Genomic DNA, 20,519 nt, shown 5'->3' on the forward strand with positions numbered 1-20,519 from the left:
AGTTGTTTAGATTATTATATGAATTGAACCGCCGTATGCCGAACGGCATGTACGGTGGTGTGAGAGGGGCTACTTGCTAGCCCCTACTCGATTTGGTGCTTTACAGGCCGTATTTCTGTTTCTTCCTCATGAGTTTGGCCTGAGGGATGCCGAGGGCATCGGCTGCCTTGCGGGTAGTACCTTCACTTTCCAGAGCGCAGGATATGAGCTGCTTCTCCTGTTCTTCAATGATATCATCGAATTTAACATGGCCCTCCCGCTTCAGGGCGCTCTTAGCGTCCAGAATATTATTGTCGTAAACGTTCTGATTCAGAACGGAGTCTACATCCAGACCGGAAATCATATTGCCGCGGCTGTTGATGATCAGACGGTGGACTATATTCTCCAGTTCCCTGACATTGCCCGGCCAGTTGTAACCGTGGAGGGCAGCGTAACCGTCACCGCTGATCTCCTTCATCATGCCGTACTTTTTGTTATAATGGGACAGAAAGTGCCTAGCCAGCACATCGATGTCGTCCTTCCTGTCGCGCAGTGGCGGGACATTGATCTGGCATATGTTGAGTCTGTAATAAAGGTCCTCGCGGAAGCGACCTTCCTCGACCATTTTCTGCAGGGATACGTTGTTGGCGCAGATGACGCGGACGTTGACGGTGATCTGCTCTGTGCCGCCGACTCTGTAGAACTGGTTTTCCTGAAGGACGCGAAGAAGTTTACTCTGCATATTAAGGGACAGGCTACCGATTTCGTCCAGGAAAAGGATGCCGTTATTGGCCAGTTCGAAGTAGCCTATCTTGCCGCCGGACTGGGCCCCTGTGAAGGCGCCGGCCTCATAGCCGAAGAATTCCGATTCGGCCAGAGTCTCCTGAATGGTCGCGCAGTTGACCTTGACGCAGGGCTTTTCATTCCTGCTGCAGTTCTTATGAATGAGTTCCAGTATCTTTTCTTTTCCTACGCCGGTCTCTCCCTGAATTATGACGTTGCAGTCGTATTTGGATATATTCAGAACATTATCCACCATAGCGTCGGTCACATGGCTGGCGTATATATAGTCGTCCACCTGCATGGCCTTATGCATGGATAGAGTTCCGGCTGCAGCCGGGCTCAGGTTGTGAACGTAGTCGGTGTTCTTATAAAGGACGTCGATCTCGTCAAGTTTGGGTTTGGAATAAACCAGTAGATCCCGGGAGTAATCATTATAACTGCCGAAATACTGGTCCATGCCTATGGTGTTCACATATTTATGCATGCTCTCGGCTACGAGTATGGCCGTAGTGTAATTGCTGCGCATGCGGGTGAAGTATAAGCAGCCGCCGTCCCTGCACAAAAAAGCACTCAGAGGCTCAGCTCCTGTTTTGTCCTCGCTGTTGATGACAACGTCTGCGCAGTTCCACAGCTCCTGCCTTGCGAGGAAACTGCCGGCGGGATTGCCGATGTCCAGGAATATGAGTTTGTCTGCCTGGTCACGGAAGACGTTTTCCAGGGCTTCTTCGGAGATCCCAAGCATGTGCTCATTATCAAGTATAACTATGAGCTGGCAGTCGGTAGCGTTCATTCTGGCCGCCATACAGTAGAGCATGGCAGTGGATACATCTTTGCCGATGATGGCGATGGTGGAGTTTTCTTTGGCAAGAGCGGTAGTCCGCTGGAGACCGCCGGCTTCTTCATTGGCCATGAGTACATAGCGCACATCGAAATAGGACTCGAAAATATACGAGCTGGTGCTGCCGAAGATTATGCCGTAGCCTTCCACATCCAGCTGGTTATAGTTGAAGTCGATGCTTACGATCTGATCGAGATACATTGGCAGGGCCGTCATAGTCTCGTTGCAGAGATATTTATCTCCTATGTTGAGTTCGGGGTGATCCCGCCGAAAAACCTCGCCCATTTCCTCAATGGTGCCGAAGGCCACGCCGGAGCTGTCCGTAAAGGGGTTGTGAAATTTACCCCGCTTGTGGACGATGTCCATGATCTGGGCTTTCATTTTCGACTCATCGTAGCTGCATTGATTGCAGATCTGCTGGAAGGCGCCCTTCTCGATGAGGAGTTTTTCCAGGGCGACTCGGGCTTCGCTGGGGCCTATATCCCGGCGGTTATCTAGCTTCCAGGCGATAACGGGTACTGAGCCTGCAGGCTCTATTACTCTTGACAGTCCGTAATTATCATCCATACTTCCATCCTCCATTGTAGATATTTTACCATGCAGCTGAATCGAAATCAATTCAATAATTATGTAAAATATACAAAATCGATTCAATATTCTTGTAAAATTGTTGAAAAACCGTGATTCTTAAGTTGGCACGCCTCTTGCTATTAATATAGACACAAAAAAGAAACTCATTGATTTACATAAAGGAGGTAAACAAAATGAAGAAGATGATGAAAGAAAGTACAAGAAAATTGCTTACCGCTAAACTGGAACAGTTGATCAACAATAAGATCGGATCTACTATCAGCGACGGTGAAAGAAACAGGTTATTCAGCGATGTACTGCTGATGTACAGCTCAGAACTGGGCGTTACTACAGATAAAGCCGAGATCAGAGAGCTCATGAACGGCTACAACGGTAAATTCGCTTAAGATAACAACGACAGCCTTTAATAATCCTAACTACCCACAATAAGATAAAGTAAAGAATAAATTACACTACAGCAAGGAGGCCCCATTACCCAGGGGCTTTTTTGTTGCTTTTGATTAGTTGGACTATCAGACCATATTTGCATAATTCCGCCCCCGCACTTGAAATCCGCTGGCCATCATAGTATCATATCTACTATGATTGAAAAAGAAACTGATACATATAAACTACATATTAAGGGCGAAGTTCAGTATCTGACTTTTAAGAGGTTAGATGCGTTCCCGGAACTCAGGCATCTGTTCACCACCCGCCACGGTGGCATAAGCACCGGCTGCCGCGAGTCCTGGGATCTGGGGTTTTCAGAGGAAGACGGGCCTGAGGCTAGGGAATATAACTGCGGCGTTCTTGCTGATGTCATGGGCATCAGCCAAGGAGACATGGTCTGGACTCAGCAGACTCACACCACCAACATACGCAGGGTGACTGAGGATGACCGGGGCAAAGGCGCTACCCGCCCGCGTGATTATACTGACGTTGACGGTCTGGTCACAGACTGCCGGGGCATAGCTCTCGTAACGACTCACGCCGACTGCAACGCCTTGTATTTCTATGACCCTGTGAAGCACGTCATCGGACTGGCCCACTCCGGATGGAAGGGCACGCTCCACCGCATAGGGAAAGTCATGGTGAACAAAATGCAGGCTGACTTTGGCTGTAATCCGGCGGATCTGGTCTGCGGTATAGGGCCGTCGCTCTGTCAGGACTGTTTCGAGGTGGACCGGGACGTTGCCGGGATGTTTTCTGCGGCTGATGCAGCTTACGGGAAGTTTGCCTACGAGAAGGGCGTCAAGACTTACATAGATCTGTGGGCTATAAACGAATATATTCTGCAGGGTGCCGGCGTCAGGCCGGAGAATATACTCTGCATGGGGCTTTGTACTAAGGAAAACACGGATATGTTTTTCTCTCACCGCGGCCAGCATGGCAAGCGGGGCACTATGGCTGCGGCCATGTTACTGAAGTGATAATGGAGGATGGATATGGATGTTAACTATGATCTGAGAGGCCTGAAACTGGTCTTTACGGGTTTTATATTGCAGATGATTGCTTCCCTCTTGGGTAGCGGCTCTATAGGCAACATTTCCAAGGAATTGGGCAAAGCACTGTCGTCTGTGGATTCGGATTCATCGGGGATGAGTGTCTTGTCTATGGCTTCGGGTGTGCTGGCTCTGGCAGCGCTGATTCTGATAATAGTTGGCCTTTCCAAGCTGAAGAGGGTTTCAACCTATTTCAAGCAGGCACGTAATCTGTATATAGCCAACATTCTGGTGGCTGTAGCGCTGGTTGTGGTGGTCATGGTCATGGCGGGAAGTGCACTGGCTTCTGCCAGCTCCAGCAATCTGACTGGAAATACTTCTATTATGAATGGTCTTCTCGGCATGACGCTGTTGGCTGTAGCCATAGTTATCGTAGCCATGGCAGTAATTTCGATACTGGCTATCCGTTCGCTGATGTTCGGCTGCGGGGCTGTGGCTGAGGCATCGGGTGACATCGCTTATAAGGGAAAATGTCACCGGACGTGGGAAATGTTCCTTCTGGCAAAGGTTCTCGTGGCCGTGGCGCTGGCTGTTCTGGTGGTCACGGGGCTGACTTCTGTTATTTCTGATTTTAATTCTACTGGTAGCGTGGATGTAGGTGCCGATCTTATTAAGGGCGGACTGCTGGGCGCTGTCATATTCTTTATGGCTGCGGCGGTATTGACGCTGGTTGTGCAGGTGCAGCTGCTCATGCGGACCCATGGTACTTACAAGAGGTTCAACGCCTGACACGTCTACTGGGAGACCTAACCCGACGAAGCATGAGTTGGTGGCCGCGGGCCGTGCAAGAATCGGCCTAAAAAAGTAGCTCGTGTGGCGCGCAGGCGTCATTTCAATGTCTTGCGCGCAAGAATCAGGAACAAAATGAAGCTTGTGTGGCGGATTGCCGATTTTAACAAGGCCGACGCGCAAGAATTCCATACAAAATTAAATCAATGTGGCGGGAGAGTTAATCAGAAGTGACTGATACCAATGCTCCCCGCCACATTGCTGTTATTATTCAAGTGATTCTTGCGCGCGGCTTCCGCGAAATCGGGTCACGCGCCACAGTGCCTCAAATATCAAGCCAATTCTTGCGCGACACCTCATCTGAAAATTTGAATGCGCCACATCATCTTAAATATTGGGTCAATTCTTGCGTGCTGCCATTACAGCGGATTTTGTGCTAGTCGCAGTTACAGACTTTGGAAACTGTATGCTGCCATAATCGCCGCTTTTTGTTGATAATGAGCGCCAAAAATGGTAAAATGACTGCATATACTGTAGAGAAAGAAGAAAATAAATGAACAATAAAAAATACGACGGAGTTTACTATCCCGTCAGGGAAGTTACGGATCTGAAGGACATTCTGATCCAGAGTACAGACATGTTCCCGGACGAGACCGCATACTTGGTGAAAGACAAGGAATTGGACGAGTTCGTGCCGATCACTTACGCCAGAGTAAGAGAAGAGATGGACGCTTTCGGGACCAGGCTCATAGACCTGGGACTTAAGGGCAAGAACATCGCTGTCATAGGTGAGACCAGCTATAACTGGATACTGACCTATTTTGCTGTGGTGGCAGGAGTCGGCGTGATCGTTCCCTTGGACAAGAATCTGCCTCAGGATGAGCTGCTTGGCCTTGTGCAGAGATCAGGCGCCAGCGCCCTAGTATACTCAGACAAGAGCAAGAAGAACATCGAGCCGCTTTTTGCGAAGAGTTTTGATATAGAACGATTCATATCCATAGACGCGGAGCAGCATACAGACGAAGCTTTGTCCATGAGCCGGCTCATTACCGAGGGCATAGGCCTTATGGCTGACGGCGACACCAGATACACGGACGCCGAGATCGACCCGGACCAGATGGCAACGCTAATGTTCACATCGGGCACCACTGGCCTTGCCAAGGGCGTAATGCTTTCCCACAGAAACATAGCGGCCAATGTGGAGAACATGTCCAAGATGTTCAAGATACCTGAGCCGGGCATCGTTCTTTCCATACTGCCGGTCCATCACGCTTACGAGATGACCTGCGACATCTGGACCACATTTTTCCAGGGGAAGACCATCGCTATCTGCGAGGGAATCAAATATATACAGAAGAATATGGTGGAGGTCAAGGCTAATGTAATGCTTGGCGTGCCGCTGGTATTCGAGAAGATGTATAAAGGCATGTGGAAGCAGGCTGAGAGCCGCGGCGAGGCTGAGAAGCTGCGCAGCGCCATCGACCTGTCCAGACGCATGAAGCTGTATAATAACAGGGCCATGATCAGGAGGATGTTCAAGGCTATACACCAGTCCTTCGGAGGCGAAATGAAGGCCTTCGTTGCAGGTGGCGCGGCTGTGGACCCGAAGGTCATAGAAGACTTCGAGGCTATGGGCATACCTATGATCCAAGGCTACGGCATGAGCGAGAACTCGCCTATTATCGCCGTGAACCAGGACAGGTACAGTAAGGCCGAGTCCGCAGGCAAACCTATGCCGGGGACAGACGTGAGGATCATAGATTCCGACGAAGACGGCGTCGGCGAGATAATCTGCCGGGGACCATCGGTCATGCTGGGATATTACAAGAACCCTGAGGCTACAGCCGAGGTCATCCAGAAAGGCTGGCTCCACACGGGAGACCTGGGATACATCGACAGCGACGGTTTTGTTTACGTAACAGGCCGCAAGAAGACCGTTATCGTAACCAAGGGCGGCAAGAATATCTTCCCTGAAGAGGTGGAGGCTGTTCTCGAGGAAAGCGAGCTGATCCAGGAAGTCCTGGTACACGGAGTAGTCGATGAGAGAGTCGGCAACGTAATGATAACTGCTGACATCTATCCTAACTACAAGCTTCTGAAGAAACAGAAGGGCGACATGAGCAGCAGCGACATCTACCATTTCTACAGAGATCTGGTGGACAAGATCAATGAGAAACTTCCTACTTACAAACATGTAAAGAGGATAAACATAAGAACTGAGGAGTTCATCAAGACCACTACAGGCAAGATCAAACGCTTCGGCAATAAGGTTGAGACTGTGACCAATTCAGAGGCTCAGCTGGATTATTCGGAAATCAAGGCTCGGGAAATCAGACGGGCCAAGCTGAAGGTCAGGGCTCTGGCAGACAGCACAGATCCTTACGTGGTATATAGAGACAGCAGGCCTATAACCGATATCAAGAACATGATAGAGACCAGCGCCGAACTGTACGCTGACAATGTGGCCTTCAGGCAGAAATTCAAGAGAGACATGCCCTATGAAGACATTACATACAAGCAGGCCATGAACGACATAAACGCTTTGGGAACAGCTTTGCTGAACCTGGGCCTGGGCGGCAAGCGCATAGCTATCATGGGCAATAACTGTTATCAGTGGGGGACCAGTTACCTGGCCGCTATCTGCGGCGTAGGAGTGGTAGTTCCTCTGGATAAGGAACTCAGTGCTGATGAGATCCAGCAGCTGATCGTTGACGCGGAAGTATCCTGTGTCATCTGCAGCGACGATTTCAGAGGGATGTTCCTGGAAATGAAAAACTCGGGAAAGACCAGCATCACTACAGTGATCGGGTTCTCGGGAACGGGAGATCCGGAAGGCACAATGACCTGGAAGAGCCTGGTGAAAGAAGGCTATGGTCAGATGGCCAGAGGCGACAGACAGTTCCTGGATGCGGAGATCATCGGCGACGAAATGGCCGTGCTCCTGTATACTTCAGGCACTACAGGCGTGGCCAAGGGCGTGATGCTGTCACAGGCAAACCTGGCAGACAACCTCATGAGCGCGCCGACTATATTAAAGGTAAACCAGTGGGACATATTCTTCTCGGTTTTGCCGATACATCATACATACGAGTGCACCTGCGGCTTCCTGATGCCGCTGTACAAAGGCGCGTCCATAGCATATTGCCAGGGCCTGCGCTACATAGAAAAGAACCTGAAGGAAGTCAGGCCTACAATGTTCCTTGGCGTACCTGTGCTAATTGAAGCCCTGTACAAAAAGATCTGGAAGGCTATCAGGGCTCAGGGGAAGGAGAGGACCCTCGGCACGCTTATGGCTGTGAATAAAGTCACAAGGCTGGCGAAGATAGACATGGTCGGACCTTTCACAAAGGAAATCAAGAAGGTCTTCGGCGGGCGCCTGCGGATGATAATCTCCGGCGGAGCCGCTATAGATCCTGACGTGCTGCAGTTCTTCAATGATATAGGCATCGCGGCAGTCCAGGGCTACGGACTTACAGAGTGCTCGCCTATGGCAGCCCTGAATCCGGACACCAGGAAGGCTATGCGCAACGAATCAGTAGGACATCTGCTTCCGGGCATGGATGTGAAGATAGTCAGCAGAGACGGAGACGGCATCGGAGAGATCTGCCTGAAGGGACGCAATGTAATGATGGGCTACTATAAGGATCAGGCAGCTACGGACGAAGTCCTGAAAGACGGCTGGTTCCATACAGGAGACCTGGGTTACATAGACGCCGACAGATTCATCTATATCACAGGCCGCCAGAAGAATGTCATAATCACCAAGAACGGCAAGAACGTATATCCTGAAGAGCTGGAAAATTACCTGGCCAAGATACCGTTCATAGCTGAGAGCATGGTATGGGGAGATGAAGGCGAAGATGGAGCTAATGAGGCTACTATCATAGCTACAGTCACCTTAGACTCTGACGAACTGAAGGAGATCCTCGGCGAAGAGTTCACGGCTGACGAAGCCCGCGACCTGACCTGGGAGGAAATAGACAAGGTAAACGACAGACTTCCTCTGTTCAAGAAGATCAAGAAGGTCAACATAAGACAGAGCGATTTCGAGAAGACCACAGGAAAGAAGATCAAGCGGTTCATAGACGCCAATAAGGAGGATTGATCCATGAATACACGTTATCCAAGAGTAGAAATCAACCTTTCTCATTTGAAAGAAAACGCCGAATTCGTCGTTGGCAAGTGCGCAGAGCAGGGCATAGACGTTTTCGGAGTAATCAAAGGCACCACGGGCATACCGGAGTGCGCCAGACAGTTTGCCGACGGCGGCTGCAAAGGCATAGCATCATCCCGTCTGGAGCAGATCGAAGATACCAGGGCCTTCGGCGTGGACAAGCCGTACCTGTTATTGCGGGTGCCGATGCTTTCCGAAGTGGAAGACGTAGTAAGGCTGACCGACTACTCCCTCAACAGCGAGCTTGTAGTGCTGGAAGCACTTAACAAAGAAGCTGCCCGCCAGGGCAAGATCCATAAGGTCATTCTCATGGCTGACGTAGGCGATCTGCGCGAGGGATTCTGGGACAAAGACGAGATGGCCGACGTTGCCGTTAAAGTCGAGAAGGAAATGGACAATCTGGAGCTGGCAGGCGTTGGTACTAACGTAGGCTGCTACGGCTCGCTGCTTCCGACAGTGGAAAAGCTTGAGGAACTGGTAGCCATAGCAGAGAATATAGAAGCTAAAATAGGCAGAAAACTTGAATATATTTCAGGCGGCGGCACTTCCAGTTTCATGAGAGTGCTGGACGGAAATATCCCGGAGAGGATCAACCACCTTCGCATAGGTGAAGTAATACTTCTGGCTCTGGATCTGTCCCTGTATTATGGATACGACCTGTCGGCAATGCACCAGGATGTATATACGCTGAAGGCTGAGGTCATCGAAGTGAAGACCAAACCGTCAGTTCCTGTAGGGGAACTTGGAGTGGACGCCTTCGGACATACGCCTGAATATCCGGAAAAGGGTATGAGACGCAAGGTACTGCTGGGTATGGGCAAGGTTGACTTCGGCAGCATAGAAGAAATATTCCCAAGAGACCCGGGAATTGAGATCCTGGGCGCTTCCAGCGACCATACTATACTGGATGTGACAGATTCCAAGGTAGATTATAAGGTGGGAGATATCGTTGAATTCACCATCAACTACGCATCCATCGTATACGTGACCAACTGCAGAAACGTAAGAAGAGTTTTTGTATAATAGGAAAACGCCTGCCTGAGATATGGCTCGCAAAGAGACAACAGACAGGCTAACCTTTGTTATATATGTTAAAAACATTGACAAATGCCCATTTGTAGAGTATAATACTGCGACAAATGGCAGATGCCGAAAGGAGATAAACTAATAATGGCAGATGAAGTACTACTGACCCAGGAGGGTTATGACAAGCTTGAAGCCGAACGAGATGAACTCGTTTCAGTTAGACGAAAAGAGGTCTCGGAGAGGCTAAAAGAAGCCATCTCTTATGGTGACCTTTCCGAGAACGCAGAATATGATGCTGCGAAAAATGAGCAGGCAGAGCTGGAAGAGAGAATCCATAAGCTCGAAACAATGATGAGAAATGCCACCATCGTTAACGAAAAGGATGTTAAGGGCGATAAAGTCAACGTTGGCCTGAAGGTCAAGGTAAAGGATATGGACAGTAAGAAATCCAAGGAATTCATAATTGTGGGTTCTAATGAGTCGGATCCGTTTTCTGATCCTGCGAAGATTTCCAATACATCACCTGTAGGACGCAGTCTCCTTGGAAAGAAAAAGGGAGACAAGGTCGAGATTACCGTGCCTGACAAAATCCTGCGCTATAAGATAGAAAGCATTTCCAAAGCTGAATAATGGGAGATATAAATGAGTACAGATAATAGTAATATAACACCGGAAACTGAAGATATAGAAGCATACGAACAGAATCAGAATGAGCAGGCGCAGATCAGGCGCGAAAAGCTGAAGGCTCTGCAGGAGGCGGGACGCAATCCGTTCCTTCAGGAGACATGGAATGTAACTGCTCACAGTGTAGACATCAAGGATAATTTCGAGGCTATGGAGGATGAAGAGGTTTCATGCGCCGGCCGTCTCATGGCTATACGTGTAATGGGCAAGGCTGCGTTTGCTGACCTGCAGGATAAGCAGGGAAGGATCCAGCTTTATGTCCGCAAGGATGAAATAGGCGAAGAGGATTACAAGTGGTTCAAGACATATGATATCGGCGATATCGTCGGCATCGAGGGAAAGGTTTTCAAAACCAAGCATGGCGAGATTTCCATAAGGGTCACCAGGCTGGTTCTGCTTTCCAAGTCACTGCAGGTGCTTCCTGACAAGTGGAGTGGCCTGAAGGATCAGGATCTGCGCTACAGACAGCGTTACGTTGACCTGATCATGAATCAGGATGTCCGCGACACCTTCTACAAGAGGGCGCGTATAATCAAGGAAATGAAGAGAGTTCTTGAAGAGGATTACGGATATCTGGAGGTCGATACGCCTATATTGACTCCGATTGCCGGAGGCGCTAACGCCAGACCTTTCGAGACTCATCATAATACGCTGAACATGGACCTTAAGCTTCGTATTTCCAACGAACTTTATCTGAAGAGATGTATAGTCGGCGGATTGGACAGAGTATACGAGATGGGCAAAATGTTCCGTAATGAGGGCATGGACAGAAACCACAATCCTGAGTTCACTTCAATGGAGTGTTACATGGCTTATGGTAATATGGAATCCACCATGGATGTTACTGAGCAGCTTCTTTACAAGGCAGCTATGGCAGTGAACGGAACGCCTATCCTGACCTATCAGGGCAAGGAATTCGATGTTACTCCGCCTTGGCGCCGCCTGAATATGGCAGACGCTGTGAAGGAGATCACAGGCGTAGATTTTTCTAAGATAGATACTGATGAAGAGGCGCGCGAAGCCTGCATCAAGTATGGTATGGATAAGGATGAGGTGAAGGATTTCACTCGTGGCAAGCTGATCGCAGAGATGTTCGAAGCTTACTGTGAGGATGTGCCGGGCTATCTGGACGGACCTGTGTTCGTAGTAGGACATCCGGTAGAGGTATCGCCTCTCTCAAAGAGAGATCCTGAGGATCCTCGTATTACTCGTCGTTTCGAGGCCTACATCAACGGTTGGGAGATCGCTAATGCATTCTCCGAGTTGAATGACCCTATCGACCAGTATGAGAGATTCGCAGAGCAGCAGGCAGAGCTAGACGCCGGTATCGACGATGAGGCTCACCCGATGGATCTGGACTTCGTAAACGCTCTGGAAGTGGGACTTCCACCAACAGGCGGACTGGGAGTAGGAATCGACAGATGCATCATGCTCATTGTAGATGCACCATCTATAAGAGACGTAATGCTCTTTCCGACGATGAAGCCATTAGACTGATAAAAACGCTGTAGCCATTGAAAACACTACGCTATGGCAATCAAAAAGTGTTACTTTTGTTACTAAAGTGTTACTTTTGACAAAAAAACACCCGGAACCTTTGCAAACACAGAGACTCCGGGTTTTTTAGTGGAAAAAATCGCACATTTGCAATTATAGCTGAAGGTGAATAGAATTTAAGTAGTAATAAATACTCCGCATACAAAGATCTGGAGGTGAGGACGATGCTGGAGAAGAAAATAAAGATGAACGTGACAGACGCCGAGAGTCAGCTGATACTGTACAGCCTCGTCGAGCTGAGGAACAGCCTCATTAAAGAAGGCAGCTACACAGACGCCGTGGATGATCTGATACTGAAACTGTTCAGCTAAACATCTACCGGAAATACGACAATAGAATACCATACACATATAATTACATTGCCTCGCGGGATCCGCGGGGCATTCGTAATTTAATAACAAAAGAAAGGTATGGTAGAGGAATGAAAACAACAGAAGATACAATGAGGGTAATAGTGACAGGCGTTGAAAGAGAAGATGGAGATGGAGTCTGCCCTGTGCTTCTCGGGATAGCAGAGCATGTAGCAGAAGATTTTGCTATGTGCGTAGAAAGCGAGGATCTGGAATTTGAGAAGGCACTTGTATATGTCGATGCGCTTGATACGTTGTCATCAAATGAGAGAAACGAGACGGCATTCGAAATGCTGCAGGGCATCTTAGGAAAGTCAGGGTGGACAGATACAGCCAGGGAAATGAAACTGGTGGACGCATGCGCGGAAGTATATGACGGTGCTTACGGTGATTTCATGAACGGGCTGCTTGATTCAGATGATGTGGATATGTTTCTGACTGAGATCACACTTAGGGAGGCATTCAAGAAGGAAAAAGAAACTATGGAAAGAAGGTTGCTTCTCAACTAGAAATTGCATTCATGAAGACCTCCTGTCACATCTCATCCATAATGGGATCTGATATAAATATTTAAAGCCTGCCTCAGCGCAGGCATACATCTATTCTGTTCAAATGCGAAGCAGGACGGATGAATAATAGAGACAGGAGGTAAACCAGATGAAACAGGCAGAAGTAATAGCCATATGCAACCAGAAGGGCGGCGTAGGCAAAACCACCACGGCCGTTAACCTAGGAGCAGGCCTTGCAAGAAGTGGCAGAAGAGTGCTTTTAGTTGACGCTGATCCGCAGGCCGATATGAGTGCTGCTCTCGGTTGGAGGCAGACAGACTCACTTGAGGAGTCCATAGTATCCGTACTTACAAAGGTAAGGGACGATATGAGCTTCGATCCGGCTGAGGGCATACTCCATCACAGTGAAGGCATGGATGTGCTGCCGTCGAACATCGAGCTCTCTCAGTTCGAGCTTAATCTTGTAGGTGCTATGAGCAGAGAGAACATCATGAAGAACTATCTCAGGCAGGTGAAGGGCGGGTATGATTACGTCATAATCGACTGCATGCCTTCTCTAGGTATGCTGACTCTGAACGCGCTCACTGCGGCGGACAAGGTCATAATACCGGTCCAGGCCCAGTATCTTCCGACAAAAGGAATGGCGCAGCTAGTTGATACCATAGCAAAAGTCAGAAGGCAGCTGAATCCGGGCCTTAAGATCGGCGGCGTGCTTATGACTCTTGTGGACAGCAGAACTATTCTTGCGAAGGAATCGATGGACGCAGTCAGAGCGAGATGCGGTAAAGACATCAGAGTATACGATGCGGTCATACCCGTAGGGGTAAAGGCGGCGGAGGCCAGCGGACAGGGAGAAAGCATCTATTCATATGATGCGGAGAGCAAACCGGCAAAGGCGTATGCATATCTCACGAGGGAGGTGATGAGAGATGGCGAAAAAGAGAAGACCGATAGACTTCGGGATAGCGAATCCAGATGATCTATTCTCTACTCAGGAAGAGAGAGACGAGGCCAAGCTGAAAAAGATATATGAAGTGTCTCTCGATGAGATAGACCCGTTTCCGGAGCACCCCTTCAAGGTGAAGGATGACGAGGATATGATGAATCTCGTGGAAAGCGTAAAGGCAAACGGGATAATCACTCCTGCTACTCTCAGGAAAAAGGAAGACGGCAGATATGAAATAATATCAGGCCACAGAAGGAAGAGAGCCTGCGAGCTTGCGGGACTCACTACGCTTCGTTCAGAAGTGGTGGACATGACAAGAGACGAGGCTACCATATTCATGGTGGAATCGAACTTTCAGAGGACCACAATTCTTCCGAGCGAGAAAGCCTTTGCGTACAAGATGAGACTTGAAGCGATGAATCGGCAGGGGCAAAGGTCAGACTTAACTTGTTCCCCGGTGGGGAATAAGTTGGAAAAATCATCTGAAGAATTGTCACAGCAAGTTGGTGATAGCAAGTCACAGATATTCAGATATATCCGCCTGACTGAATTGAACCCGGCACTTCTCGATCTGGTCGATGAAGGGCAGATAGCTCTCAGACCGGCTGTAGAACTGTCATATCTTCCAAAGGAACAGCAGAAGGATCTTTGCGAAAGCATAGAGATGGAGCAATGCACCCCAACTCATGCACAGGCCATAAGGATGAGAAAGATGTCTGAGGAAGGCAAACTCACGCCTGAAGCCATCGAAGCGATAATGCTTGAGGAAAAGCCTAACCAGAAGGAGAGGTTGGTCCTCAGAGGCGACAGGTTCAAAGAGTTGTTCCCGAAAGACCTTCCGGTATCCAAGCGGGAGGATTTCATTGCGGCAGCAATGGAATACTACGGCAGGTACCTTAGCAGGAAAGACCGCGAGAACGAGAGGTGAATGTGCGAGGGGGGGATGATCGCAGAAGGATTACCTTTGACCGTTCTTCCCCACACCCCAACTTCACGTAACTACTAGCAGTTTACTTACGGAAAAAGAATAAGATTATCAAGAGCAGACAGAACACTCGTAATTGCGGGTGTATTTTTTTGCGCTTGGATGCAGGCAGGAAAATGAGAAAGACCTGCAGCGAAAGGAGAAAAAATGAAATTAACAAGAAAAAGGTGCTTTGCAGTCCTTATGGCGATGCTGATCACGATAGCATATATGCCGGTCGCGATGATAGCGGGCACAGACAAGGCTTACGCATCGAGCAATACCATATCGGTAAAACTGGATAAGGGCGGCACATTGCACTCTTACGGAGGCTCAGGCCTTGCATATCACTACACGGTAACAGTCAACGGAAAAACCAAACAGGCATACTGCCTGCAGCCAAACGAGGTCCCTCCAGACGAAGGATCGAGAAAGGCAGCGGCGATGTCTGACAGCAGCAAGGTCTCTAAGACTATGTATTACTGCTACGGATATCCGGGACAGAAAAAACTGGCATCTTGGCTTAAGAGTCACGGTCACAGCAGCCACGCATCGGGCATAGAGTTTTATCTTTTGTCCCATGTGTTGCTTTCATACCAGTATGATTCAAGTACAGCGTTCGTCGGTTGGTCCGGCGGAGTTGCAAGCGGCAAGATAAGCGAGTCATATCAGAGCATGGTGAAATCTGCGGCGGCTTATGTGAATTCTCTTGCGGATCCTGCGGGATTCGATTCGGCTATCTCATGTTCATCTACAAGCGGATCTACTGCATCGGCATCCTGGACAGAGGACGGAGAGTTCAGAAGCGATGACATCAAACTCAAAGGCCACGAAGACAACTATGTCGACTACAAGGTACCGAGCGGTATGAAACTCACTATGGACGGGAAGACCTATGCTGCAGGAGAGAGTGTTGAAATAGACTGCGGACAGACATTCTATTTGACCACATCGGATTTTGCGAGGGCTAACACCACCTATTCATCGGGAGCCATGTCAGGACATCTGCAGGATTACACAGCCTACAAGATCACTGACAGCGGATCCCAGAACATGGCGTTCTTTGCCGTTGATAAGGCAGACACAGCAAGCTTCTCAGTGAAGTTCGGCAAGGTAGACATCGGCCTTGGAACTAAGGCTCAGGACTCGCACACGCTGTCCCCTCAGGGCACGACATATGCGGATTCAAAATTTACAGACACAGTATCATACACCAAGGCCGCGCCGGGCAAGGCTTACACAGTCAAAGGCACGCTGATGGATAAGGCGACGGGAAGTGCGATCATGGTGAACGGAAAGGCCGTAACCGCTGAGAAGACATTCACGGCAGAAAAGCCGTCAGGCGAGGTCACACTGGAATATGATGTAGACGCATCCACCCTCAAAGGGAAGACCACAGTAGTTTTCGAGGATCTTTATTACGGAGATCTGAAGCTTGCGTCTCATGCGGACCTGACCGATGAAGGCCAGACTATATATTACCCGGAGATCAAGACGACAGCAAAAGATATCAAGACAGAGGATCATCAGGGCGTAACGGGAGAAGATACGGTCATAGTCGATACTGTAAGTTACAGCAATCTCATCAAGGGAAAGACATACACAGTAAAAGGCGTTCTCATGGATAAAGATACCGGGAAAGCCATAACCATAGACGGTAAGGAAGTGAGAGCAGAGAAAACTTTCACAGCAGAAAGCACGTCAGGATCGGTCACTATGAAGTTCATATTCGATTCGAAGGCGCTCAAAGGGAAGACCACAGTAGTCTTCGAGGATCTGTATATGGGTGATGTCAATGTTACGACTCATTCAGACATTACAGACGAGGGTCAGTCTATCCACTACCCTGAGATAAAGACGACTGCAACAGATCAGCAGACTAAGGACAATCAGGGAGCTATCGGAGCTGAGACAACTATCACAGATGCAGTAAGCTACAGCAATCTCATTGCAGGAAAGACATACACGGTCAAGGGCGTACTCATGGATAAGGAAACAAAGGAGCCTTTGAAAGTTGACGGCAAGATCGTAACGGCGGAAAAGACCTTTACGGCAGAGTCAGAAAGCGGCACAGTTGACATTGATTTCACCTTTGATTCCACAGGACTTGAAGGAAAGAGCGTAGTAGTATTCGAGAAGCTCTGGTACGAGGGCATCAGAGTGACTATGCACGCAGATATAACAGACGAAGGTCAGACGATCCATTACCCGGAGATACACACGACAGCCAAAGACGGAAAGACAGGGACGCACAGAGGGACCCTGGAGAAGACTGCTGTCATAACAGACACTGTAAGCTACAGCAACCTGATCCCGGGCAAAGAGTACACCGTACGCGGAACACTCATGGACAAAGACACAGGCAAAGCTTTGAAAGTTAACGGCAAGACTGTGACTTCTGAGAAGACCTTCACCGCAGAAAGCGCATCGGGCACTGTAGAGCTCAGGTTCGCCTTTGATTCAAGAAAACTTGAAGGCAAGACTGTAGTAGTCTTTGAGGACCTGTATCATCAGGGCGTCAAGGTCACAGCCCATGCAGACATAAAGGACGGTGGGCAGAGCGTTACCTACCCGAAACCCATAGCGAAGGTATTGCATAGCGACATACCTGACACAGGCGACCATAACGAACTTTGGATACTGGCATTGATCCTTGCCGCATCGTGCGCTGCAGTAGTAGTGCTTGCCAGAAGGAAGAAGACTGGCGGAGAGCAGGAAAGCGAAGACAAGGAAGAATAAATAAACTATTTGGGGCGGCAGAGATGCCGCCTCTTAGATATTGGAGGACGATAAGATGACATATTTCAGAAATGATATAGCGGCTAAATGCGGCGTGAACGCGGCTGTCGTAGCGCAGCTGCTCTGGGACAGGCTCATTGACGAGGCCGGAACAGAGGAAGCACTGGAAAGGCACGGCTGTTTCTGGAGCAGATGTTCTGCCCGCATGATGACGGCCGAGCTTCCGTTTCTGAGTATCCATATGGCAAAAGATGCCGTAGGTCTGCTTAAGGAGAATGGATATATCAGAAAGGGGTGTTTCAATGACAACAGATTCGATCACACGAACTGGTACAGTTTCACTGAATACGGCGTAAGGATAATGGAAGTGGGCGATGAATGATGAAAACAGAAAGATGCCCGGACAACTGTAACTACAAAGGCAGGGAGGCTGCATTCTGCGGCTTCTGCATGAGAAAGATTCTTGATGAAAGGAGGAATGAAAAATATGGCAATAGACAGACAAAAACAGAGGACGCTGCTTCGCCTGACGAACTTCGGGGCGGATACGGAGAAGAAGATAACGGCTCTTTCGGTAACTGACATATTGTCCATACCTGGAGTGACGGTGACGGAGATCCACACGATAACAGAACTTCAGGATGCGATCAAAGGCCACAGGGTCATAAGATACCTGAGCGGAGGAACAGATGTTAAGCCGAAGGAAGCTGTAAAGGAGGAAGACGATCATGGACATGAAGACAGAGACTGTGGAAGCGAAGACATTGGATGAAGTCCGCAAGATCATAGAGGAGATGCCTGAAGGAACAGTCGTCTCACTTGATGTGAAGGAGGTAACAGGCCATGCAGATGCAGAAAGAAAATGAGGTAAAAGTGGTGAACATCCGCATGGTCAGGGAGCCATCGCTGTACAGCGCAGATCCCATCAGTTCGCCTCAGGATGTTCTGGATGTGATCGCAAATGAACTGAAAGATTACGACAGAGAAGTGTTTGCCATACTGAATCTAAAGTCCAACGGGCAGGTGATCAATCTGAACATATGCAGCGTTGGGACGCTGAGTTCCGCTATGGTGAGTCCAAGGGAGGTGTTCAAGAGCAGTATATTATCTAACGCTGCGGCTTTCATAGCCATACACAACCATCCGAGCGGAACGCCTGTTGCCAGCGAGGAAGACAAGACCACAACAAAGAGGCTCCAGGAGTGCGGCCAGCTGATGGACATTAAGATGCTGGATCATATCATAGTGGCAGGCGAGAGCGGCGAGATGATGAGCTTCAAGGGTACAGGCTTAATGGACGAGATCGCAGCATTTAAGCCATCTATGGCAAGAGAAAGATAAAGTAAAGTGAAATCGAAAGGAGAAACCACAATGGATAACAAGAAGAATGAAGTGACATTTGAGATCGTAGAATCTATAGGAGTCATAGCAAAGAACCCGTCAGGGTGGCAGAAGGAACTGAATATGGTGTCCTGGAACGGCGGTCAGGCAAAGTATGACATCCGCGACTGGGATCCGGAACACCAGCATATGTCCAGAGGCATAACACTCTCAGAGGACGACATGAGCATAGTGAGACAGCTTCTGGACAGCAGGACTGGTAGGAACAATATCCAGAATAAGGAGATGAAAGACAGAAGCTGGGAGAGGTAGTAAATTTATAACATTTACTTATGGCCCTGTGGTATAATAATGTATTATAGGGCCATGTATAGAATCGTGTGGAATATAGAAGTTCAGTAAAGAGAGGTATTTCATGAGTAAAAACAATCAAATTACAAAAGAGAGTATCGTGAATGATTGTTTCTCATTGTTTGATGAGCAATTTACGATCGCTGATTTTACGGCCTCTATTGAACGTGCAAACCAAGAATCTAATGAAGTTTTGGATTCGGCAAGGACTGCAATAAAAAAGGCTCTTTGCAATGACACAGACGAAGATACAAAATATGTTGTTGATATGGGGTCCGAATTACGAGATAAGATTGAAAAAGGCGAAGTAAAACTTGTCCATAACTCTGACGGTTATTTATTCGCTCAACTAAGGCAGGGGAATGGTCGATATGGGAAAAAGCTGGCTATTAAGGAAGAACTGCAGGAAGAAAGAATATCTGCGGATGCACTGCAACTTGCATTGCAAATGGATGCAATCAAAACTCAGCTTGACACTATTATTAGCACCATGCAAGAGATAGAAGGACGAGTGGCTGATGTAATACAGGGACAGCGGAATGATAGGGTTGGTTTGTTTTACAGTGGGCTAAGTTTGTATTATGAAGCAAAGACTATTAAAGATGATGTGTTGAAGAAGCAAATCACAGCACAATCATTAAAAGCAATAAGTGATGCGAATTCTCAAATGATTCAAGATATACGTTCTAGCATACAATATTTGATTACAGAACAGTACCAATCAGAGAAGAATAGCATGCAACACGTTGATGAGCATATTAGCATTATTAAGCAGTGCTATGATATTGTTTATAGGGCATCATTTTTAAAGGCTGAAATTTATCAAGAAAATGGAGAAATCGAATCAATGCTGACGGCACTTGATGAATATGGTAGATTTGTAGCAAACATGATAGCTCCTTACGTTGGAAAACTAAGTGAGCTTGATAAGGATAGTGTGTTTATAGAGAAGGGTACTTGGGGAACTATTGCAAATACATTAACTGGTTGTAATGAACTTAAAAAAATGATTAGTGGAAACGAAGGATATTTACTGAGTTTAGGAGGAAATCAAAATGGCTAAAGACAGAAGAAAAAAGGGTTGTCCAAATGAGAACTGCAAATTGCATAATAAAGTCAAACAAGACATTGCCGCAAATTATTGTCCAAACTGTGGAGAGAAACTGATATTTATATGTGCTAATAATGGGTGTTTCAATGAAATTGAAGAAAGGGGCCAAGAGCATTATTATTGCGATCGATGTGCCGGAGAAAAGAAAGACAGAAAACAGAAACGTAAAGATACAGCGAAAAAGTATGCAATGAGAGCAGGTGGAGTTGTGGTAACCCCAGTTGTGGTGGCTGGTGCAAACATCATAAAGGAAGTATCAAAAGATGGGCAAAAAGCTGCTGCAAAGGCGGGAGTGGAATTTGTAGAGAATGCAGTTAAAGCGGTAGTAAAAAAGTGAGGGATGCTGGCATTATTGTAGATTAATAT

Annotated in this window: 20 protein-coding genes; 19 read left to right on the forward strand and 1 reads right to left on the reverse strand. The window is 48.1% G+C overall.

What is annotated here, in order from left to right; translation table 11 throughout:
* Positions 1-100: 100 nt before the first annotated feature.
* Entirely contained in the window at positions 101-2,167 is a 2,067-nt protein-coding gene (locus tag EV211_RS06865; RefSeq protein WP_166635396.1) for a sigma-54 interaction domain-containing protein, read from the reverse strand.
* A gap of 197 nt (positions 2,168-2,364) precedes the next feature.
* Between EV211_RS06865 and EV211_RS06870 the strand changes: the two genes are divergently transcribed.
* The 19 genes from EV211_RS06870 (at position 2,365) to EV211_RS06950 (ending at position 20,490) form a co-directional block, all read left to right on the forward strand.
* Positions 2,365-2,577 (forward strand): hypothetical protein, encoded by a 213-nt coding sequence (locus tag EV211_RS06870; protein WP_133528690.1) that lies wholly within the window; start codon positions 2,365-2,367, stop codon positions 2,575-2,577.
* A gap of 195 nt (positions 2,578-2,772) precedes the next feature.
* Complete coding sequence (gene pgeF / locus EV211_RS06875) at positions 2,773-3,600, forward strand: peptidoglycan editing factor PgeF (protein WP_133528691.1); 828 nt, start codon at positions 2,773-2,775, stop codon at positions 3,598-3,600.
* A gap of 15 nt (positions 3,601-3,615) precedes the next feature.
* The gene (locus EV211_RS06880; RefSeq protein WP_133528692.1) at positions 3,616-4,401 is read left to right on the forward strand and encodes a hypothetical protein; all 786 of its coding nucleotides are present in this window, start codon (positions 3,616-3,618) and stop codon (positions 4,399-4,401) included.
* Positions 4,402-4,954: 553 nt separating this feature from the next.
* Positions 4,955-8,506 (forward strand): AMP-dependent synthetase/ligase, encoded by a 3,552-nt coding sequence (locus EV211_RS06885; RefSeq protein ID WP_133528693.1) that lies wholly within the window; start codon positions 4,955-4,957, stop codon positions 8,504-8,506.
* A 3-nt stretch (positions 8,507-8,509) separates the two neighbouring features.
* A complete protein-coding gene (locus EV211_RS06890; RefSeq protein ID WP_133528694.1) occupies positions 8,510-9,598 on the forward strand; it encodes an alanine racemase in 1,089 nt (362 codons plus the stop codon).
* 147 nt (positions 9,599-9,745) lie between these two features.
* A complete protein-coding gene (greA, locus tag EV211_RS06895) occupies positions 9,746-10,231 on the forward strand; it encodes a transcription elongation factor GreA (RefSeq protein ID WP_133528695.1) in 486 nt (161 codons plus the stop codon).
* 12 nt (positions 10,232-10,243) lie between these two features.
* Positions 10,244-11,782 (forward strand): lysine--tRNA ligase, encoded by a 1,539-nt coding sequence (gene lysS / locus EV211_RS06900; protein ID WP_133528696.1) that lies wholly within the window; start codon positions 10,244-10,246, stop codon positions 11,780-11,782.
* Between the two features lie 224 nt (positions 11,783-12,006).
* Positions 12,007-12,153 carry a hypothetical protein gene (locus EV211_RS10720; protein WP_166635397.1) on the forward strand — a complete coding sequence of 49 codons (147 nt, stop codon included), beginning with the start codon at positions 12,007-12,009 and terminating at the stop codon, positions 12,151-12,153.
* A 110-nt stretch (positions 12,154-12,263) separates the two neighbouring features.
* Positions 12,264-12,701 carry a hypothetical protein gene (locus EV211_RS06905; RefSeq protein WP_133528697.1) on the forward strand — a complete coding sequence of 146 codons (438 nt, stop codon included), beginning with the start codon at positions 12,264-12,266 and terminating at the stop codon, positions 12,699-12,701.
* 148 nt (positions 12,702-12,849) lie between these two features.
* On the forward strand, positions 12,850-13,680 hold the full coding sequence (locus tag EV211_RS06910) for a ParA family protein (RefSeq protein ID WP_133528698.1): 831 nt from the start codon (positions 12,850-12,852) through the stop codon (positions 13,678-13,680).
* The gene (locus tag EV211_RS06915) at positions 13,631-14,575 is read left to right on the forward strand and encodes a ParB/RepB/Spo0J family partition protein (protein WP_133528699.1); all 945 of its coding nucleotides are present in this window, start codon (positions 13,631-13,633) and stop codon (positions 14,573-14,575) included. Before EV211_RS06910 ends, EV211_RS06915 begins: the two co-directional genes overlap by 50 nt.
* A gap of 204 nt (positions 14,576-14,779) precedes the next feature.
* The gene (locus EV211_RS06920; protein ID WP_133528700.1) at positions 14,780-17,350 is read left to right on the forward strand and encodes a VaFE repeat-containing surface-anchored protein; all 2,571 of its coding nucleotides are present in this window, start codon (positions 14,780-14,782) and stop codon (positions 17,348-17,350) included.
* 55 nt (positions 17,351-17,405) lie between these two features.
* A complete protein-coding gene (locus tag EV211_RS06925; protein WP_133528701.1) occupies positions 17,406-17,732 on the forward strand; it encodes a hypothetical protein in 327 nt (108 codons plus the stop codon).
* A 105-nt stretch (positions 17,733-17,837) separates the two neighbouring features.
* Positions 17,838-18,122 carry a hypothetical protein gene (locus EV211_RS06930; protein ID WP_133528702.1) on the forward strand — a complete coding sequence of 95 codons (285 nt, stop codon included), beginning with the start codon at positions 17,838-17,840 and terminating at the stop codon, positions 18,120-18,122.
* Positions 18,079-18,216: a hypothetical protein gene (locus tag EV211_RS10725; protein ID WP_166635398.1), complete on the forward strand. Its 138-nt coding sequence runs from the start codon at positions 18,079-18,081 to the stop codon at positions 18,214-18,216. The genes EV211_RS06930 and EV211_RS10725 overlap by 44 nt, the downstream gene beginning before the upstream one ends.
* Positions 18,194-18,691 carry a JAB domain-containing protein gene (locus tag EV211_RS06935; RefSeq protein WP_243108558.1) on the forward strand — a complete coding sequence of 166 codons (498 nt, stop codon included), beginning with the start codon at positions 18,194-18,196 and terminating at the stop codon, positions 18,689-18,691. Before EV211_RS10725 ends, EV211_RS06935 begins: the two co-directional genes overlap by 23 nt.
* A 30-nt stretch (positions 18,692-18,721) precedes the next feature.
* Positions 18,722-19,003 carry a YdbC family protein gene (locus EV211_RS06940; protein WP_133528703.1) on the forward strand — a complete coding sequence of 94 codons (282 nt, stop codon included), beginning with the start codon at positions 18,722-18,724 and terminating at the stop codon, positions 19,001-19,003.
* Between the two features lie 103 nt (positions 19,004-19,106).
* Entirely contained in the window at positions 19,107-20,105 is a 999-nt protein-coding gene (locus EV211_RS06945) for a hypothetical protein (RefSeq protein WP_133528704.1), read from the forward strand.
* Complete coding sequence (locus tag EV211_RS06950) at positions 20,098-20,490, forward strand: hypothetical protein (RefSeq protein WP_133528705.1); 393 nt, start codon at positions 20,098-20,100, stop codon at positions 20,488-20,490. The genes EV211_RS06945 and EV211_RS06950 overlap by 8 nt, the downstream gene beginning before the upstream one ends.
* The last annotated feature ends 29 nt before the right edge of the window (positions 20,491-20,519 follow it).

The sequence above is a fragment of the Aminicella lysinilytica genome, assembly GCF_004362975.1.
GTDB lineage: Bacteria > Bacillota > Clostridia > Peptostreptococcales > Anaerovoracaceae > Aminicella > Aminicella lysinilytica.